12 protein-coding genes are annotated in these 14366 nt (G+C 73.3%); 4 read left to right on the top strand and 8 right to left on the bottom strand.

What is annotated here, in order from left to right; genetic code table 11:
- Positions 1-409: 409 nt before the first annotated feature.
- Positions 410-1930 (bottom strand): FAD-dependent monooxygenase, encoded by a 1521-nt coding sequence (locus AB0I22_RS17240; protein ID WP_363131612.1) that lies wholly within the window; start codon positions 1928-1930, stop codon positions 410-412.
- A 333-nt stretch (positions 1931-2263) separates the two neighbouring features.
- Here AB0I22_RS17240 and AB0I22_RS17235 point away from each other — a divergent pair, with 333 nt between their 5' ends.
- Complete coding sequence (locus AB0I22_RS17235; RefSeq protein ID WP_363131611.1) at positions 2264-2632, top strand: hypothetical protein; 369 nt, start codon at positions 2264-2266, stop codon at positions 2630-2632.
- A gap of 16 nt (positions 2633-2648) precedes the next feature.
- On the opposite strand, the gene AB0I22_RS17230 is transcribed toward AB0I22_RS17235, so the two are convergent.
- The 3 genes from AB0I22_RS17230 to AB0I22_RS17220 all read right to left on the bottom strand — a co-directional run bounded on the left by AB0I22_RS17230 (position 2649) and on the right by AB0I22_RS17220 (position 5166).
- Positions 2649-2774: a hypothetical protein gene (locus AB0I22_RS17230; RefSeq protein WP_363131610.1), complete on the bottom strand. Its 126-nt coding sequence runs from the start codon at positions 2772-2774 to the stop codon at positions 2649-2651.
- A 147-nt stretch (positions 2775-2921) separates the two neighbouring features.
- The gene (locus AB0I22_RS17225) at positions 2922-3791 is read right to left on the bottom strand and encodes an alpha/beta hydrolase (RefSeq protein ID WP_363131609.1); all 870 of its coding nucleotides are present in this window, start codon (positions 3789-3791) and stop codon (positions 2922-2924) included.
- Positions 3792-4473: 682 nt separating this feature from the next.
- Positions 4474-5166: a metal-dependent transcriptional regulator gene (locus AB0I22_RS17220; RefSeq protein ID WP_363131608.1), complete on the bottom strand. Its 693-nt coding sequence runs from the start codon at positions 5164-5166 to the stop codon at positions 4474-4476.
- 233 nt (positions 5167-5399) lie between these two features.
- On the opposite strand from AB0I22_RS17220, the gene AB0I22_RS17215 reads away from it, so the two are divergent.
- Positions 5400-6305 carry an SIS domain-containing protein gene (locus tag AB0I22_RS17215; RefSeq protein WP_363131607.1) on the top strand — a complete coding sequence of 302 codons (906 nt, stop codon included), beginning with the start codon at positions 5400-5402 and terminating at the stop codon, positions 6303-6305.
- 40 nt (positions 6306-6345) lie between these two features.
- Here the strand turns inward: AB0I22_RS17215 and AB0I22_RS17210 are convergent, their stop codons facing one another.
- Both AB0I22_RS17210 and pdxH read right to left on the bottom strand, forming a co-directional pair.
- Complete coding sequence (locus tag AB0I22_RS17210; RefSeq protein ID WP_363131606.1) at positions 6346-7740, bottom strand: PAS domain-containing protein; 1395 nt, start codon at positions 7738-7740, stop codon at positions 6346-6348.
- A gap of 569 nt (positions 7741-8309) precedes the next feature.
- The gene (gene pdxH / locus AB0I22_RS17205; RefSeq protein ID WP_363131605.1) at positions 8310-8999 is read right to left on the bottom strand and encodes a pyridoxamine 5'-phosphate oxidase; all 690 of its coding nucleotides are present in this window, start codon (positions 8997-8999) and stop codon (positions 8310-8312) included.
- Positions 9000-9414: 415 nt separating this feature from the next.
- Between pdxH and AB0I22_RS17200 the strand changes: the two genes are divergently transcribed.
- Positions 9415-10515: a citrate synthase 2 gene (locus AB0I22_RS17200; RefSeq protein WP_363131604.1), complete on the top strand. Its 1101-nt coding sequence runs from the start codon at positions 9415-9417 to the stop codon at positions 10513-10515.
- A gap of 45 nt (positions 10516-10560) precedes the next feature.
- On the opposite strand, the gene AB0I22_RS17195 is transcribed toward AB0I22_RS17200, so the two are convergent.
- Together AB0I22_RS17195 and AB0I22_RS17190 are read right to left on the bottom strand one after the other, a co-directional pair.
- A complete protein-coding gene (locus AB0I22_RS17195; protein WP_363131603.1) occupies positions 10561-12519 on the bottom strand; it encodes a phosphocholine-specific phospholipase C in 1959 nt (652 codons plus the stop codon).
- A 231-nt stretch (positions 12520-12750) separates the two neighbouring features.
- Positions 12751-13149, bottom strand: coding sequence for a hypothetical protein (locus tag AB0I22_RS17190; RefSeq protein WP_363131602.1), 399 nt, complete (start codon positions 13147-13149; stop codon positions 12751-12753).
- Positions 13150-13344: 195 nt separating this feature from the next.
- Here AB0I22_RS17190 and sigJ point away from each other — a divergent pair, with 195 nt between their 5' ends.
- The gene (gene sigJ / locus AB0I22_RS17185; protein ID WP_363131601.1) at positions 13345-14304 is read left to right on the top strand and encodes an RNA polymerase sigma factor SigJ; all 960 of its coding nucleotides are present in this window, start codon (positions 13345-13347) and stop codon (positions 14302-14304) included.
- The last annotated feature ends 62 nt before the right edge of the window (positions 14305-14366 follow it).

The following is a 14366-nucleotide window of genomic DNA, read 5'->3' as shown; positions in this document are numbered from 1 at the left end:
GGCGATCGGGGCGGTACGGACGGAAGGGGCGGCTTCAGGTGCCCCACCATTGTCGTGCGTACCTGCGGCGACGGCTCGTTACCGGCGGCCTTCGGGGGGACGGCGACGGCAGACGACCACGGTCGGCAGCGGAAACGCCTGAGCTCCCTGAGAACACCGAGAACCCTGAGAACACAGCCTGATCCCCCTTCCGGACGCTGACGGGCGTACACCGCTTGCGGGCGTACAACCAGACAGACGCCCGGGAAGGCGGCACGGCGGAGGGTCTTTGGTCCCGGAAGGACGGGACTTTTCTCGTCCTTCCGGCGTATGACGAGCCCCGGTGGGCGGGGTCTCGCGGCCCGCCCACGTGAGATCGCCCGGCCCCGGCCCCGTGAGACGGCTCGGCCCACCGCCCCCGTGGGTCCGCTCAGACCGCCCCGCCCGTGAGAGCGGCCAGCGCGGCGCGCAGCCCGGCCGGGTCGGGCCGGTCGCTCGCCCAGGCCACGTGCCCGTCGGGGCGTATCAGGAGCGTGGTCCGCGCGGCGTCGGCGCGCCTGACGGTGGTCCGTACGGACGGCAGGGCCGTGTCGCCGTCCGCACTCTCCCCGCGCGGCACGACCCGTACGAATCCGCCGTCGCGCAGCGCCTCGTGGAGCCGGGCGGGTCCCTTCTCCTCCGCCGCGCCCGTACCGGCGAGCGGCAGGTCGGGGGCGCGGCGGCCGGTGAGGGGGTGGGCGCCGGGCGGGGCGGGGTAGTCGATGCCGAGGCCGGAGACCGTCATGGCGGCCCGGTGCCGCAGGGGCGCGGCCCGCATCGCGAGGCCCATCGCGGCGGCCCGGGCGCCGCGCAGGGCGGGCGACTTGATCAGCACTCCGCGCAGGATCGATCCGCTGACGCGCAGGACGAGCTTGCCGACGGGGTGCCGTTCCGCCTCGTAGCTGTCGAGGAGCGTGGCGCCGGCCCGTCCCTGTACGGCGGCGGCGAGCTTCCAGCCGAGGTTGGCCGCGTCCTGGAGGCCGGTGTTCATGCCCATGCCGCCGGCGGGCGAGTGCACGTGGGCGGCGTCCCCGGCGAGGAAGACGCGGCCGACGCGGTAGTGCGGGGCCTGCCGCTCGTCGCTGTGGAAGCGGGAGGTCCAGCGCGCTTCGTACATGCCGAAGTCGGTGCCGAACGCCCCGCGGGTGACGGTGCGGACCTCCTCCATGTCGACGGGCGTGTCCACGGGCGGCTGTACGGCGCGGTCCCAGGCGATGACGCGGTGCCAGCCGTTCCCTAGCGGCGCGATGAAGGAGATCCCCGTGCGGGAGGAGGCGAAGGCGGGCGTACGGGCCGGGGCGGACCGCAGCCGGACGTCGGCCAGCATGACGGAGCGGATCACGGACCGGCCGGGGAAGGGCAGCCCGAGGGACTGCCGCACGATGCTGCGCATGCCGTCGGCGCCGACGGCGTAGGCGGCGCGCAGCGTCTGGGTGCCGGCGTCGGTGCGTACGTCCGCTTCGACGCCGTCGCCGTCCTGACGGAGCGCCAGGACCTCGGCGCCGTACCGGATGTCGGCGCCGAGCCGGACGGCCCGCTCCTCCAGGACCCGCTCGGTCTCGTACTGGGGCGTAATCAGGACGCCGGCGAACCGCGTCGGCAGCCGGAAGAGCTCCAGCCGGGCGCCCGCGATGCCCAGGACGGGGACGAACTCGCCGGTCGCGAGGAGGTCTTCGGCGAGCCCGCGCATGTCGAGCACCTCCAGGGTGCGGGCGTGCACGGCGATGGCGCGGGAGAGGTTGGACTCCAGCGAGCGCCGCTCCAGCAGGACGACGCGGACCCCTGCGGCGGCCAGGTCCCCGGCGAGCAGCAGCCCGGTGGGCCCGGCCCCCACGACGATGACGTCCGGGGCGCGGCCGCCGTCGGCCGCTTCGGTCTCGGTACGGGCAGTGCGAGTGCTGTGATCCGACATGATGCCTCCCGATCAACCGCTGCCAACGTCTGTTGGCCAACGCCTGTTGACTTCCAGTGCACACCCGCCCGCGGCCGCATGTCAACGCCCGTTGAATTGAATCCCCGCAGACGGCCGAATACCCCCCTGACCGCCCGGCCCCCGGCCGCGAACCCCCTGATCACCGCCCACACCCAGGCCCCGCCCCCGCCACACCTGGCCGAATCCACACCCCATACGGCCCCCCGGCGCACCCGTCCGAGCACTCTCGGAACCGATCCGGCCCCATACGCTCATCGTCCGCCATGCCCGCTCCGACTGCCGTACGGTGGCCGGGCATCCCTTGGAGAAGACATGAGCTCGCAACCCGTACACGGCGGCGGAGAGTTGATTCCCAGACCGGACAAGACATTCCCCGCGCTGCGGGCGGCCCTGGCCCAGGTCGCCCCGGGCCGGCTGGCCGAGATGGCGACCGAGCGGGACACCGTCTTCACGATGGCCACCCAGTCCAACAGCTTCGGACCGATCGCCATGTTCCAGCTGAAGTGGGCCGCCATCATCGAGATCGAGCGCCGCCCCGACCTCGTCGGCCGTCTGCGCGCGGCCGAACGGGCGGCCCAGGAGCTCGACAGGGACGATCCGGCCTGGCGGGCCGCGATGGACGAGGTCAGGGCCGTCATGGACGGCGCCCGCGCGGCGGTCGCCGGTGCCACCGGCGAGTGAGTGGACGTGGGAGTACCTACCGGACTCGTGTTCCGTCATCGGTGACACGCCCGACCTCGCCTTCATCGCCCAGATCGAGGAACGTGCGGACGAGCCGCTGCGCGCAGCGGCGGCGCTCCACCTCGACGGCACTTCCTTCCACGGCCAGTCACCTGGCATGCGGTCGGAAATCCTGCCGCGCGGGACGTTCGGACACCTGACCATCGTCCGCCAGGAGCGCCTGTACATCACGCACGTCACCCCTGGCCCCTGTGACCGCGGCGGCCCGCCGCCCCCTCTCCTCCCCGGCTCAGCTCGGCGCGACGGCGGCCAGGAACGGGTCGACCGCCTGGCGCCAGCCCTCCGGGCGGTCGTAGTGGACGAGGTGCCCGGCGTCCGGCACCTCCGCGTACTGCCCTCGGGGGAGGACGCGGACCATTTCCTGGGCCTCGGCCCGGCCGAGTTCACCGTCGAGGCCGCGGACGACGAGGGTGGGGCACTGGACCAGCGCCAGTTCGTCCCAGTGCGCGTCGCGGATCCAGGTCGCCCGGGAGACCAGCATCTGGCGGCGGGAGAAGACCGGCCGCCAGCCGTCCGCCCGCTCGGCCATCACCTCGGCGTAGAAGTCGCCCCGCGCGGGTTTGGGCCGCTCCAGCGTCGGGTCGCCCTCGCCGAACCACTTCCGTACGTCCGCGAGCGTCGCGAACGGCACCGGCCAGGATGCGAACCAGGCGACCCACTCCTTCTGCGAGGCCGGGCCGAGCGCCGAGGCCCGCATGTCGCTGATGACCAGGGCCCGTACGAGATCGGGTCGGCGGGCCGCGAACTGCCAGGCCGTGAGGGCGCCCATCGAGTGGCCGATGAGGACGACCGGCGCGAGGCCGAGCTGCTCGACGGCGGCCTCCACGTCGCTGACGTACGCGTCACGGGTGTACGAGCCGTCCGCCGGCTTCTCGCTGCGGCCGTGGCCGCGCTGGTCCAGCGCCACCGCGCGGTACCGCGTGGCGAGCCAGCGCGCCGACTCCGCCCAGTGCGAGGCCCGGCCCATCAGGCCGTGCAGCAACAGCACCGAGGAGCGGCCGCCCTCCCCGTTCCGGCCGGCCGCCTTGGGCGGGTCGGCGAATTCCCAGGCGGCGAGACGCACTCCACCCGCCCCTGTCACGTCGATACGCCGCGCCATCAGTCCTGGCACCCCCATTCATCCCCCGGGCAGCTCCAACCGCGAACAGCCCCACAGTATCGAACTCTTATTCGAACGCACCGTTATGCCACGCAACACCCCTCGTTCGAGTGACTGCGGGCCAGGGTTGGCCGCCGCCCCTCAGGGGAGACATCGTCCGGGAGGCGGACCGCTCGGGGATGAGGGTCCGCGAGGGGAGACCTTGGGAGCTCGGGGCTCCGGGTCGCCTCGGGGGAGCATGGGGAGGCTGGGCCCCGGCCGCCTGCGGCGCCGGGGCCCTGGCCGTCAGAGCGCCGCCCACGTCAGCCCCCAGCCGAGGTCATTCGCGCACAGCACGTACGCGCACCTGCTGAGCGACAGCGTGGCATGCCTGAGGCCCGGCCGCGTCGTTTCTGCTAACTCCGGTTCAGGTCAAGGTTATTGGCGCACTTCGCCGTGCGAATCCACGGCGGTACGGCCCCTGCGGGCGCGACAGAGCGCCCCCGAGACCGCGCGTCGGCGCGGCCCTCGAAGGCGCTCGGCGGACAGCGGCGAAAAGCCGGACCTGGCAGCCGGAGCGGACGGCCGAAGCGGACGGCCGGACCGGACAGCCGGACCTGGCAGCCGGAGCGGACGACCGGCCCGGACAGTCGGACCGGACGGCCGGACCAGACAACCGAAGCGGACAACCGGAAAGGTCGCGTCAGCGCTTCGCCACGAAGACATGCGAGGCGATGTCCGCCTCCAGCTCCGCCGCCTCACCGCTGCTGCCCACCAGCACCCCGCCCGCCGACTCCGTCACGCTCACCACCGCGCCCGGCTGCACCCCGGCGCGGCGCAGCGTGTACATCAGCTGCGCGTCCATCTGGATCGGCTCGCCGATCCGCCGCACCACCACGGTCTTGCCCCCGGCGCCCGGCTCCAGCTCCATCAGGCTGACCATGCCGTCGTTGAGGAACGGGTCGGCCTCGGCCTTCTCCCCCAGCTCCTCCAGGCCCGGGATGGGGTTGCCGTACGGCGATTCCGTGGGGTGGCGCAGCAGCTCCAGCACGCGCCGCTCCACCGCCTCGCTCATCACGTGCTCCCAGCGACACGCCTCCGCGTGCACCTGCTCCCACTCCAGCCCGATCACGTCGACGAGCAGGCACTCGGCGAGCCGGTGCTTGCGCATCACGCGCGTCGCCAGCCGCCGGCCCTCCTCCGTCAGCTCCAGGTGGCGGTCCCCGGCGACCGTGACCAGGCCGTCGCGCTCCATCCGCGCGACCGTCTGGCTGACCGTCGGGCCGCTCTGATCGAGCCGTTCCGCGATTCGGGCGCGCATCGGGACCACACCCTCCTCCTCCAGCTCAAGGATGGTGCGGAGATACATCTCCGTGGTGTCGATCAGTCCGGACATGGGTGTCCCTCGATCCGTCGTGCGGTGGCCCTGAACTCAATTCTGACGCATCCCACTGACAACGGTGCCGTCGCCGACCGCGCGCGACGGCGCCGCGGCCATTCGGGGCGTCGTAGCGTGATCACGGGCGTGCTCCCGCGCGAGACCGCGGGCTGTATTGACAGGGCACTGGTCCAGACCGCAACGTGATCCGCGCCACCAGAGTACGCACCGACCGAAAGGCTCCTGCTGCGATGTGTGCCGCCACGCGTGCTGCGACGACCGCCGGGACTGACTCCGGGACGGATGCCGGGACGGATGCCGGGACCGACGCCGGGACCGACGTCTCCGAGCCGGCCGGGCCGAACGGGGCCGCCGGGACCACCGGCTCCACCGGACCCGAGCCGGCCGGAGCCGCGCTGGCCGGGCAGTTCTTCGACGCCGCGATCGAGCTGCTGACGACCGTGCGCGACGAGGAGGCCGAGCACGTCGCCGCCGCCGGCGCCCTCCTCGCGGACACCGTCGCCGAGGGCGGCCGCCTCTTCGTCTTCGGTGCGGGCCACTCCTCGCTCCCCGCCCAGGACGTCGTCTACCGGGCCGGCGGGCTCGCCCTCATGAACCTCCTCGCCGTCCCGGGCGCCGTCGGCGTCAGCGTCATGCCGGCCACCCTCGGCAGCGCCCTGGAGCGCGTCGACGGGCTCGCCGGGGCCGTCCTGGACACCAGCCCCGCCCGGCCCGGGGACGTCCTCGTCGTCATCTCCCTCTCGGGCCGCAACTCCCTGCCCGTCGAGATGGCGCAGAACGCCCGCGCCCTCGGCCTGAAGGTCATCGGGGTGACCTCGGTCGCGTACGCCGCCGAGACCAAGTCCCGGCACGTCTCCGGCACGTACCTCAAGGACCACTGCGACATCGTCCTCGACACCAAGATCGCGCTCGGCGACGCCGAACTCACCGCCGAGGGCATCAGCGCCCCCTTCGCCCCCGCCTCCACCGTCGTCACCAGCGCCCTGATGCAGGCCGTCATGGCCGCGGCGGCCGGGAACCTCGCCGCCCGCGGCATCGACCCGCCGATGCTGCGCTCCGGCAACGTCGACGGCGGCCACGAGTGGAACGGCCGGATCATGACGGAGTACGGCGACCGGATCTTCTACCGCCACTAGCGCCCGGCGGCCGCGGACCCGTACCGCGCCCCGGCGGCCCTCACGCCCGTACCACCGCCGCCAGGTCCACCGAGGCGGCGACGCGGGCCGCCACGTCCTCCGCGTACGTCGCGTCCACCCGGTCGAACGGGCGGCGGGACGGGCCGCGCAGGAAGGTGGCGGCGCCCAGGGTGCGGCCGCGGCTGCGCAGCACGACGCTGAGGGCGTGCGCCGTGCCGTCCGGCCATTTGCGGGCCGCCGCCCACAGCGCGACGGCCGCGTCGGAGTCGCCCGACGAGCTGGAGCGCACCGAGCCGCAGCGCTCGACCGCCAGCAGCGCCGGGTGGCCCTCCGGGTAGCCGACCGGGATGTCGCACGGCATCGTCGGCGGCTGCGGCCCCGGCGCGCCCGCGGGCGTCAGCGCGGCCCGTACGAGCCGGACGGGCGGCTCCGCGAGCGCCACGGGCACCGTCAGCACGTCGATCAGCGCGTGGTCCGCGAACCCCGCGAGCGCGAAGTCGAGCTGGAGGGTGGCCGCCTCCATCGGGTCCTCGCACTCGGCGACCGCGCGCCCCGCCCGGTGCAGCTGGCTGGCGCGGAACCGCAGCCGCGCGCCCTGCTGCTCGGCCAGCCGCTCCTCCGTCACGTCCAGGAACAGCCACGCCACCCCCAGCGGCACCGGCTCCTCGGCGAGCGGCGAGGCGAGCCGCAGGAAGCCGCTGCGCCAGCAGCGGCGCTCGGGCGTGTGCCCCTCGCCGCCGCGCAGCGTCACCCACAGCTCGGTCGGCGCGAGCGGCGCGCCCTCGGCCAGTACGTGCTGGAGCGCGCCCTCCAGCTCCTCGACGCCCTGTTCCAGCAGCTCGCCCAGCGGGCGGCCGAGCAGCCCCGAGCCGGCCGCGCCCAGGGCGGCCGAGGCGTGTTCGTTGACGACCGCCGGGCGCAGGTCGGCGTCGACCAGGACCACGCCCCACGAGGCGTCCTCGAACAGCGCCTCGCTGAGCGCGATCGACCGCTCCAGGTCGATCTGCGCGTGCACCTCGCTGAACGCGCAGTAGACCCCGGCCGGGCCGCCGTCCGCGCCCGGCACCGCGGAGGACTGCGTACGGACCAGCACCCGCCCGCCGTCCTTGGTCACCAGCGCGAACTCGTGCACATGGCGGCCCGGCGTCTTCATCGCGCTCAGCAGCCGCGCCTCCACCTCCTCGGCGTCCGCCGCCCGCACCGCCCAGTCGGTGAGCCCCCGCCGCCCGACGGCTTCCGCCGCCGTCCAGCCGAGGATTCGCTCCGCCTCCCGGTTCCAGTGGGTGACGACGCCGTCGGCGTCGAAGGCGCAGAGCGCGGCGTCCATCCCGTCGAGCAGTGCGGCGAGCAGGCCGGAGCCGTCACCGGACGCGGAGCGCGGTGGGCCGGACGGCGGTGTGCCGTGCGATGCGTCTGAACGCTGCGAAGCAGTCATTGGGCGACCCCCCTGCTTGGGCGTGCTGCACAAGAAGATATTGAACTCGAACGTGACGCGCGCCACACACGGTTCGGCGAAATCGTTGCCTCCGGGAAATTGGGCCGCAAGGGGCGCCGTGCGTCTCGAAAGGGGCGCGGAGCCGGGCATCGGGGGCGCGACGTGGGGCGGAGGGGCGCGGCACGGGCCGTACGCGCCGGGGCCCGGCGGGGGGATCGGACAGCAGCTCGCGCGGCGGTTCGAAAAATCGGTTGAGCGCTGCGACGGCCGCCTCCTAGAGTGCCGCTAACGCCGAAAGGAGGTGATCGGGAAGTGATTTCATCCCGGACAAGCGAGGTGGCTGCGGGCTGACGGCCCGTCGTCGCACTCTGTGCGGGGCCGGCGAGCAGTCGGCTCAATCCCAAGCAGTCACCCGACCCGCGGGCCGCCGGTTTGTCCGGCCGGCTCCCTCTCCGGAGGGACCGAGGCCCGCGGGTCGCCTGCGTTCACCGGGCCGGCGCGGCCGTACGGACACGGTCGCCCGTAGGCACTACGGCCCCGGACGCCCGCGCGTGCTCACAGGCGCGCGCTCACGGCCACAAGCGCTCCACCCGCCAAGCGGCCTGCCCCTGCCCCGCCCCTTCCCGCACGTACCGCAGCCGGTCGTGCAGGCGGTTCTCGCGGCCCTGCCAGAACTCCACCGCCTCCGCGCGCACCCGGAAGCCGCCCCAGCCCGGCGGCACCGGCACCTGCTCGCCCTCGGGGTAGCGCTCCGCCAACTCGGCGTACGCGGCGTCGAGTTGGGTCCGGTCCGCGGCGGCCTCGGACTGGTGGCTGGCCCAGGCGCCGAGCTGCGAGCCGTAGGGGCGGGTGCGGAAGTAGGCGGCCGTCTCGTCGCGGCCGACGCGGTCGGCGACGCCGGTGACGATGACCTGGCGGGCGATGGCGTGCCAGGGGAAGAGCAGCGAGACGTGGGGGTTCCGGTCGAGTTCGCGGGCCTTGCGGGACGTGTAGTTGGTGTAGAAGACGAAGCCGCGCTCGTCGTACCCCTTGAGCAGGACCGTCCGGGAGCTGGGCCGCCCGGCGGCGTCGGCGGTGGAGACGACCATGGCGTTGGGCTCGTACAGCCCGCCGGCCGCGGCCTGCGCGAACCAGCGCCGGAACTGCTCGTACGGCTCGGGGGCCAAGTCGGCCTCGGCGAGGCCCTGGTAGCGGTACTGCACGCGCATCGCGGCGGGGTCGAGTTCGTCGGCATCGGGCACGCGCTCATCTTGCAGCATCGAGGACTCGGCGGTCTGTGAGGCGCCGGAAGGCCCGCGCCGCCCCGGCGGGCGCGGTTCAGCCTGCCCGTACGCGCCGCCGCGTAACCCTCACCCGCCCCAATCGCCAGGTGTGCCGCACATCACTCTTCCCCGCGCGTCCGCGAGCCGCCAAAATCGCAGCCCGGAGCGGCGTGCCGGGCGGTGGCCGGCGGTTGCGGCGTCCGGTCCGAACCAGTCCCCGCCCTCTTGGGTGACCACCCGCCGCGCGGGGCATGACCGGGAAGAGCACTACGGGCCGCGAGCCGCGCCACGCAGCCGTGGACCCGTCACGACACCAGCACGCCGGTCGCCGCACGGTGACGCCACATCTTCACCCAGATTCTGACATTTTGGTCAAAAACCGCCTGTAGATCAGATCATGAGGAGCCGCCAGATGTCCGACTTCGTACCCGGACTAGAGGGAGTCGTCGCGTTCGAAACGGAGATCGCCGAGCCCGACAAGGAAGGCGGCTCCCTCCGCTACCGAGGCGTCGACATCGAAGACCTGGTGGGCCACGTGTCCTTCGGGAACGTATGGGGGCTGCTGGTGGACGGCGCCTTCGACCCCGGTCTGCCGCCCGCCGAGCCGTTCCCCATCCCGGTGCACTCCGGTGACATCCGGGTCGACGTGCAGTCCGCGCTCGCGATGCTCGCGCCCGTCTGGGGGCTGCGCCCGCTGCTCGACATCGACGAGGCCACCGCCCGCGACGACCTCGCCCGCGCCGCCGTGATGGCGCTGTCGTACGTGGCCCAGTCGGCGCGCGGCCAGGGGCTGCCGATGGTGCCCCAGAAGGAGATCGACACGGCGCAGACCGTCGTGGAGCGCTTCATGAAGCGCTGGCGCGGCGAGCCCGACCCGCGGCACGTCAAGGCCGTCGACGCGTACTGGACGTCCGCCGCCGAACACGGCATGAACGCCTCGACGTTCACCGCCCGCGTCATCGCCTCCACCGGCTCCGACGTCGCCGCCGCGCTCTCCGGGGCGGTCGGCGCCATGTCCGGGCCGCTGCACGGCGGCGCCCCGTCCCGCGTCCTCGGCATGATCGAGGAGATCGAACGGACCGGCGACGCGACCGCCTACGTCAAGCGGGCGCTCGACCGCGGCGACCGGCTCATGGGCTTCGGCCACCGCGTCTACCGCGCCGAGGACCCCCGGGCCCGGGTCCTGCGCCGGACGGCCAAGGAGCTGGCCGCGCCGCGCTTCGAGGTCGCGCAGGCGCTGGAGAAGGCCGCGCTGGAGGAGCTGCACAACCGCCGCCCGGACCGGGTGCTGGCCACCAATGTGGAGTTCTGGGCGGCGATCGTGCTGGACTTCGCGGAGGTGCCGGCGCACATGTTCACGTCGATGTTCACGTGCGCCCGCACCGCCGGGTGGAGCGCGCACATCCTGGAGCAGAAGCGCACGGGGCGGCTGGTGCGGCCCTCGGCGCGCTACATCGGCCCGGGGGCGCGCGACCCGCGGGACATCGGCGGGTACGAGGGCATCGTGAACTGAGGCCGCGGCGGGGAGGGGCCTTCCCCACGGCCCCTCCCCCGTGGCTCAGTCCTGGTAGGCCGTGCCCGCCCAGCGCCGTACGAAGCCGTCCGCGCCGGTGACCGTCACGTCGTAGCGCCCGTCCTGCGTCGGCCACTCCACATGGGAGGGCCGGCCCACCTGTACGTCCACGGTGCGGCGCTTGCCGCCGGAGCCGCCGGGCTCCAGCGTGAAGCGGGCCTCCTCGCCGTGCGTGTGCCCGAGCGTCAGCCGGACGGTCCGCCGGTCCGCCTTCGCGGTCGCCCGCGCCGTGTCCTTCGCCGCGCCCTTGAAGCGCCGTACGAACCCGTCGGCCCCGTACACCGTGAAGTCGTACGCGCCGCCCGTCTTGGCCGTGTCCCACTCGTAGACGGCCTGCGCGCCCGGCGCGACCGTGAACGGGGTGCCGGCGAACGGCAGGTGGGCGTTGGGGAAGACGGTGTAGTGGAAGGCGGCCTCACCGTGGTTGGTCATGGTGCAGGTGACCTTGCCCGTATGCGCGTCCACGGCGGTCTTCGCGTCCGGCCGGTAGGGCAGCGGGCGGTGCGGCCGGGTGCCCGGCTCCTGTACGGGCTTGGTCTGCTGGCCGTTGCCGGGCAGCTTGACCGGCGGCAGCTTCTTGCTCTGGTCCGCCTTGCGGACCAGCTCCTTGGTGTCAGGGAGGCGGGGGATGGAGTAGTCGGGGGCGGAGAAGTCGAAGCAGCTGGTGAGGTCGCCGCAGACCGCGCGCCGCCAGTCGGTGATGTTCGGCTCGCGCACGCCCGTGACGCGCTCCATCAGCCGCAGCACCGAGGTGTGGTCGAAGACCTGCGAGTTCGTCCAGCCGCCGCGCGACCAGGGCGAGACGACCCACAGCGGCACCCGGTTGCCCAGCCCGATCGGCTGGCCCTTGGCGAACTCGCCGGGGGTCCCGGCGGGCGCGGTGGGCGGCACGACGTGGTCGAAGTAGCCGTCGTTCTCGTCGTACATGACGAGGAACGCGGTGTGCTTCCAGACCTCGGGGTTGGCGAAGAGGGACTGGAGGGCGGTGTTGACGTAGTCCGCGCCGTAGTCGGGGCTGGCGGCCGGGTGTTCGCAGAAGAGGTACGGGGACACGAGCCAGGAGACGGTGGGCAGGGTGCCGTCCTTGCAGTCCCGGTCGAAGGCGGACAGGTCGAACTTGGTCATGGCGTTGACGTAGCGCGGGTCGTCCTTCGCGAAGGCGTGGAACTGCTTGAAGTACGAGAGCCCGTTGCAGTCGTAGTCGCCGTACCGCTCGTCCATGCCCGGATTGTGGTAGACGCGCCAGCTCACGCCGGCCTGCTGGAGACGCTCGGCGTAGGTGGTCCAGTCGGCGACGGGGTTCTCGGTGACGACGCTGTTGTCGGTGAACGGCCCGGTGGTGCCGTCGGTGCCGGGCCCTGCGGTGCCGCTCCACAGGTAGAGGCGGTTGGGGTCGGTGGGCCCGGCCAGGGAGGCGAAGTAGTGGTCGGCGACGGTGAAGGCGTCGGCGAGCGCGTACTGGTACGGGATGTCCTCGCGGGTGAAGTAGCCCATGCAGCGCTCGCCCTTGGCGGATATCCACTGGTTCATGGCGCCGTGGTTGATCGCGTCGTGGCTGGTCTTCCAGTCGTGCGGGAGCCCGTTGGCGTTCTGCGCGTTGTAGCGGGTGGTGTCCATCCGGTACGGGAGCAGATAGCCGCCGTCCGTACGCCCGGAGGCGGGCTGGCGCAGCACGGTGGACCCGTCGGGGAAGACGAGCCCCTGCCGGTCGTCGAAGCCGCGTACGCCGCGCAGGGAGCCGAAGTAGTGGTCGAAGCTGCGGTTCTCCTGCATGAGCACGACGATGTGCTTGATCTCGCCGGTCCCGCCGTCCTTGCGCGCCGAGGCGGCGGCGCTCTCGTCCGTGTCCACCGCCTCGGCGGCCGTACCGGCCGCTCCGATCAGTCCGGCGGCCGCGGCCGCGGTGGAGGTACCGACGAATGCGCGGCGCGTGAGTGAGGTCACGGGGCAACTCCTCAAATTCGGGGGCCCCAGCACGCTAACCGTGTGGCGGGCGCAACGGAATTGACGAGCGGTGACTTTGGGACGGCAGTGAAGGGAAGCGGGGGCGGCTATACCGAGTGCGGGCCGGGGGCCGACGCGCCGGCGGTCACTCCGGGGCGGCTGCGTGGGCGCGGTGGCCCGCCGGTCGTCGGGGGCCGTGTGGGCGCGGATGCCGCGTGGGCACGGTGGCCGTCACTCCGCGGCGGCCGTACGGGCGCGGTGGGCGGCCGGCGGTCGGCCGAGGTGGAGAAGGCTCAGGCCGAACATCAGGACACCCAAGGGGACGTGCGGGGACGTCACGTGCGCTATGCCCAGTACCACCTGCGCCGACGTGATCACCATGAACCCGGCCGCGTACAGGATGGGCCCGGGCGAGCCGCCGCCCGGCCGCCAGGCCAGGATCGCCGCGGCGAGATGCACCATCACCGCGGCGAACATCACGCGCGCGCCGACGCTGTGCAGGGTCATGCCGAAGGACGACGAGGACAGCAGCAGCCCGGCGGAGACCGCCTGGACGAAGACGGTCGCGGTCTGCAAGGCGATCGCGGCACGCAAGAACGTGCGGTCGCCCCGCTTGGCCGTCGTGGACATGAACACGGCGAGACCTTCCCTTCGCGGTCCGGACGCTGTCTCGGTAGTCCGACGACGCAGCCCCTGGGAACGTGAGGCGACGCGCCGGCCTCACAGATCGGTGCGCTGTTTCGTCGGACTACCGAGAGCGACCGCGACGAAGGACGAAGGACCAAGTAGGACGAAAAACGAAGGACGAAGGGAGACGACGCCACCATGACCAGCTCATCCGAGCCGGGAGACGGCCGGCCCGACGATCCGGGCCTGGCCGCGATCACGAGCGAGCGGCGTCAGCTGATCAACCTCGCCTACCGGCTCCTGGGCTCCCTGGCGGAGGCCGAGGACGTCGTCCAGGAGACCTACGCCCGCTGGTACGCCATGCCCCGGCAGCGCCGGGAGGCCACCCGGTCCCCCGGCGCCTGGCTGACGAAGGTCGCCGGCCGCATCTGCCTGGACCTGCTCGGCTCGGCCCGGGTCCGGCGCGAGAGCTACGTGGGGGAATGGCTCCCGGAGCCCGTTCCCGACCGTACGGAGTGGGCCGACGGATGGCCGGGCGCCGCCTCGGCGGACCCGGCCGACCGGGTCACCCTGGACGAATCGGTCACCATGGCGTTCCTGGTCGTCCTCGACGCGATGACCCCGGCAGAACGCGTCGCGTTCATCCTGCACGACGTCTTCCGCTACCCCTTCGCCGAAGTGGCCGAGATCGTCGGCCGCACGCCGACCGCCTGCCGCAAACTGGCCTCGTCGGCCCGCCGCCGGCTGCGCGTGTCCCGGACCCCGGAGGCCCCGACACCCCAGCAGGCGGGCCTCGTCAGGGGCTTCAGGAAGGCGTGGGAGGCCAAGGACATCGACGTCCTCATCGGCCTCCTCGACCCCGACGCCGCGCTGATAGCCGACGGCGGCGGAGCGGCCGGCGCGGCGCTCCGCCCGATCGAGGGGGGCGAGCGGATCGCCCGCTTCCTCCTCGGTCTCACCGACAGGGCGACCGGCCTGACGATCCTGGAGCGCACGGTCAACGGCCGCCCCGGCCTGGTGGCCCAGCGGGACGGGATCACCGTGACGGTCGCGGCGTTCGGCGTCGAGGGCGAACGGATCACCCGCGTCTGGGCGGTGCGCAACCCGGAGAAGCTCCGGCGGTGGGCGACGGGGCCGCCGCACCGGGGCGGGGGCTGAACACCAGCCCACCCCGGGGGCGGACGGGAGCTCCGCGGTCAGCGGCGGATTCCGCTTGACCG

This window comes from Streptomyces sp. NPDC050610 (assembly GCF_040654875.1).
Lineage (GTDB): Bacteria > Actinomycetota > Actinomycetes > Streptomycetales > Streptomycetaceae > Streptomyces.
This window is presented reverse-complemented; position numbering and strand designations above follow the sequence as displayed.

Coding starts and splice junctions, on each gene's coding strand:
- AB0I22_RS17240 (WP_363131612.1), bottom strand. CDS start 1,930: ATGTCGGATCACAGCACTCGCACTGCCCGTACCGAGACCGAAGCGGCC.
- AB0I22_RS17235 (WP_363131611.1), top strand. CDS start 2,264: ATGAGCTCGCAACCCGTACACGGCGGCGGAGAGTTGATTCCCAGACCG.
- AB0I22_RS17225 (WP_363131609.1), bottom strand. CDS start 3,791: ATGGCGCGGCGTATCGACGTGACAGGGGCGGGTGGAGTGCGTCTCGCC.
- AB0I22_RS17220 (WP_363131608.1), bottom strand. CDS start 5,166: ATGTCCGGACTGATCGACACCACGGAGATGTATCTCCGCACCATCCTT.
- AB0I22_RS17215 (WP_363131607.1), top strand. CDS start 5,400: ATGTGTGCCGCCACGCGTGCTGCGACGACCGCCGGGACTGACTCCGGG.
- AB0I22_RS17210 (WP_363131606.1), bottom strand. CDS start 7,740: ATGACTGCTTCGCAGCGTTCAGACGCATCGCACGGCACACCGCCGTCC.
- pdxH (WP_363131605.1), bottom strand. CDS start 8,999: ATGCTGCAAGATGAGCGCGTGCCCGATGCCGACGAACTCGACCCCGCC.
- AB0I22_RS17200 (WP_363131604.1), top strand. CDS start 9,415: ATGTCCGACTTCGTACCCGGACTAGAGGGAGTCGTCGCGTTCGAAACG.
- AB0I22_RS17190 (WP_363131602.1), bottom strand. CDS start 13,149: ATGTCCACGACGGCCAAGCGGGGCGACCGCACGTTCTTGCGTGCCGCG.
- sigJ (WP_363131601.1), top strand. CDS start 13,345: ATGACCAGCTCATCCGAGCCGGGAGACGGCCGGCCCGACGATCCGGGC.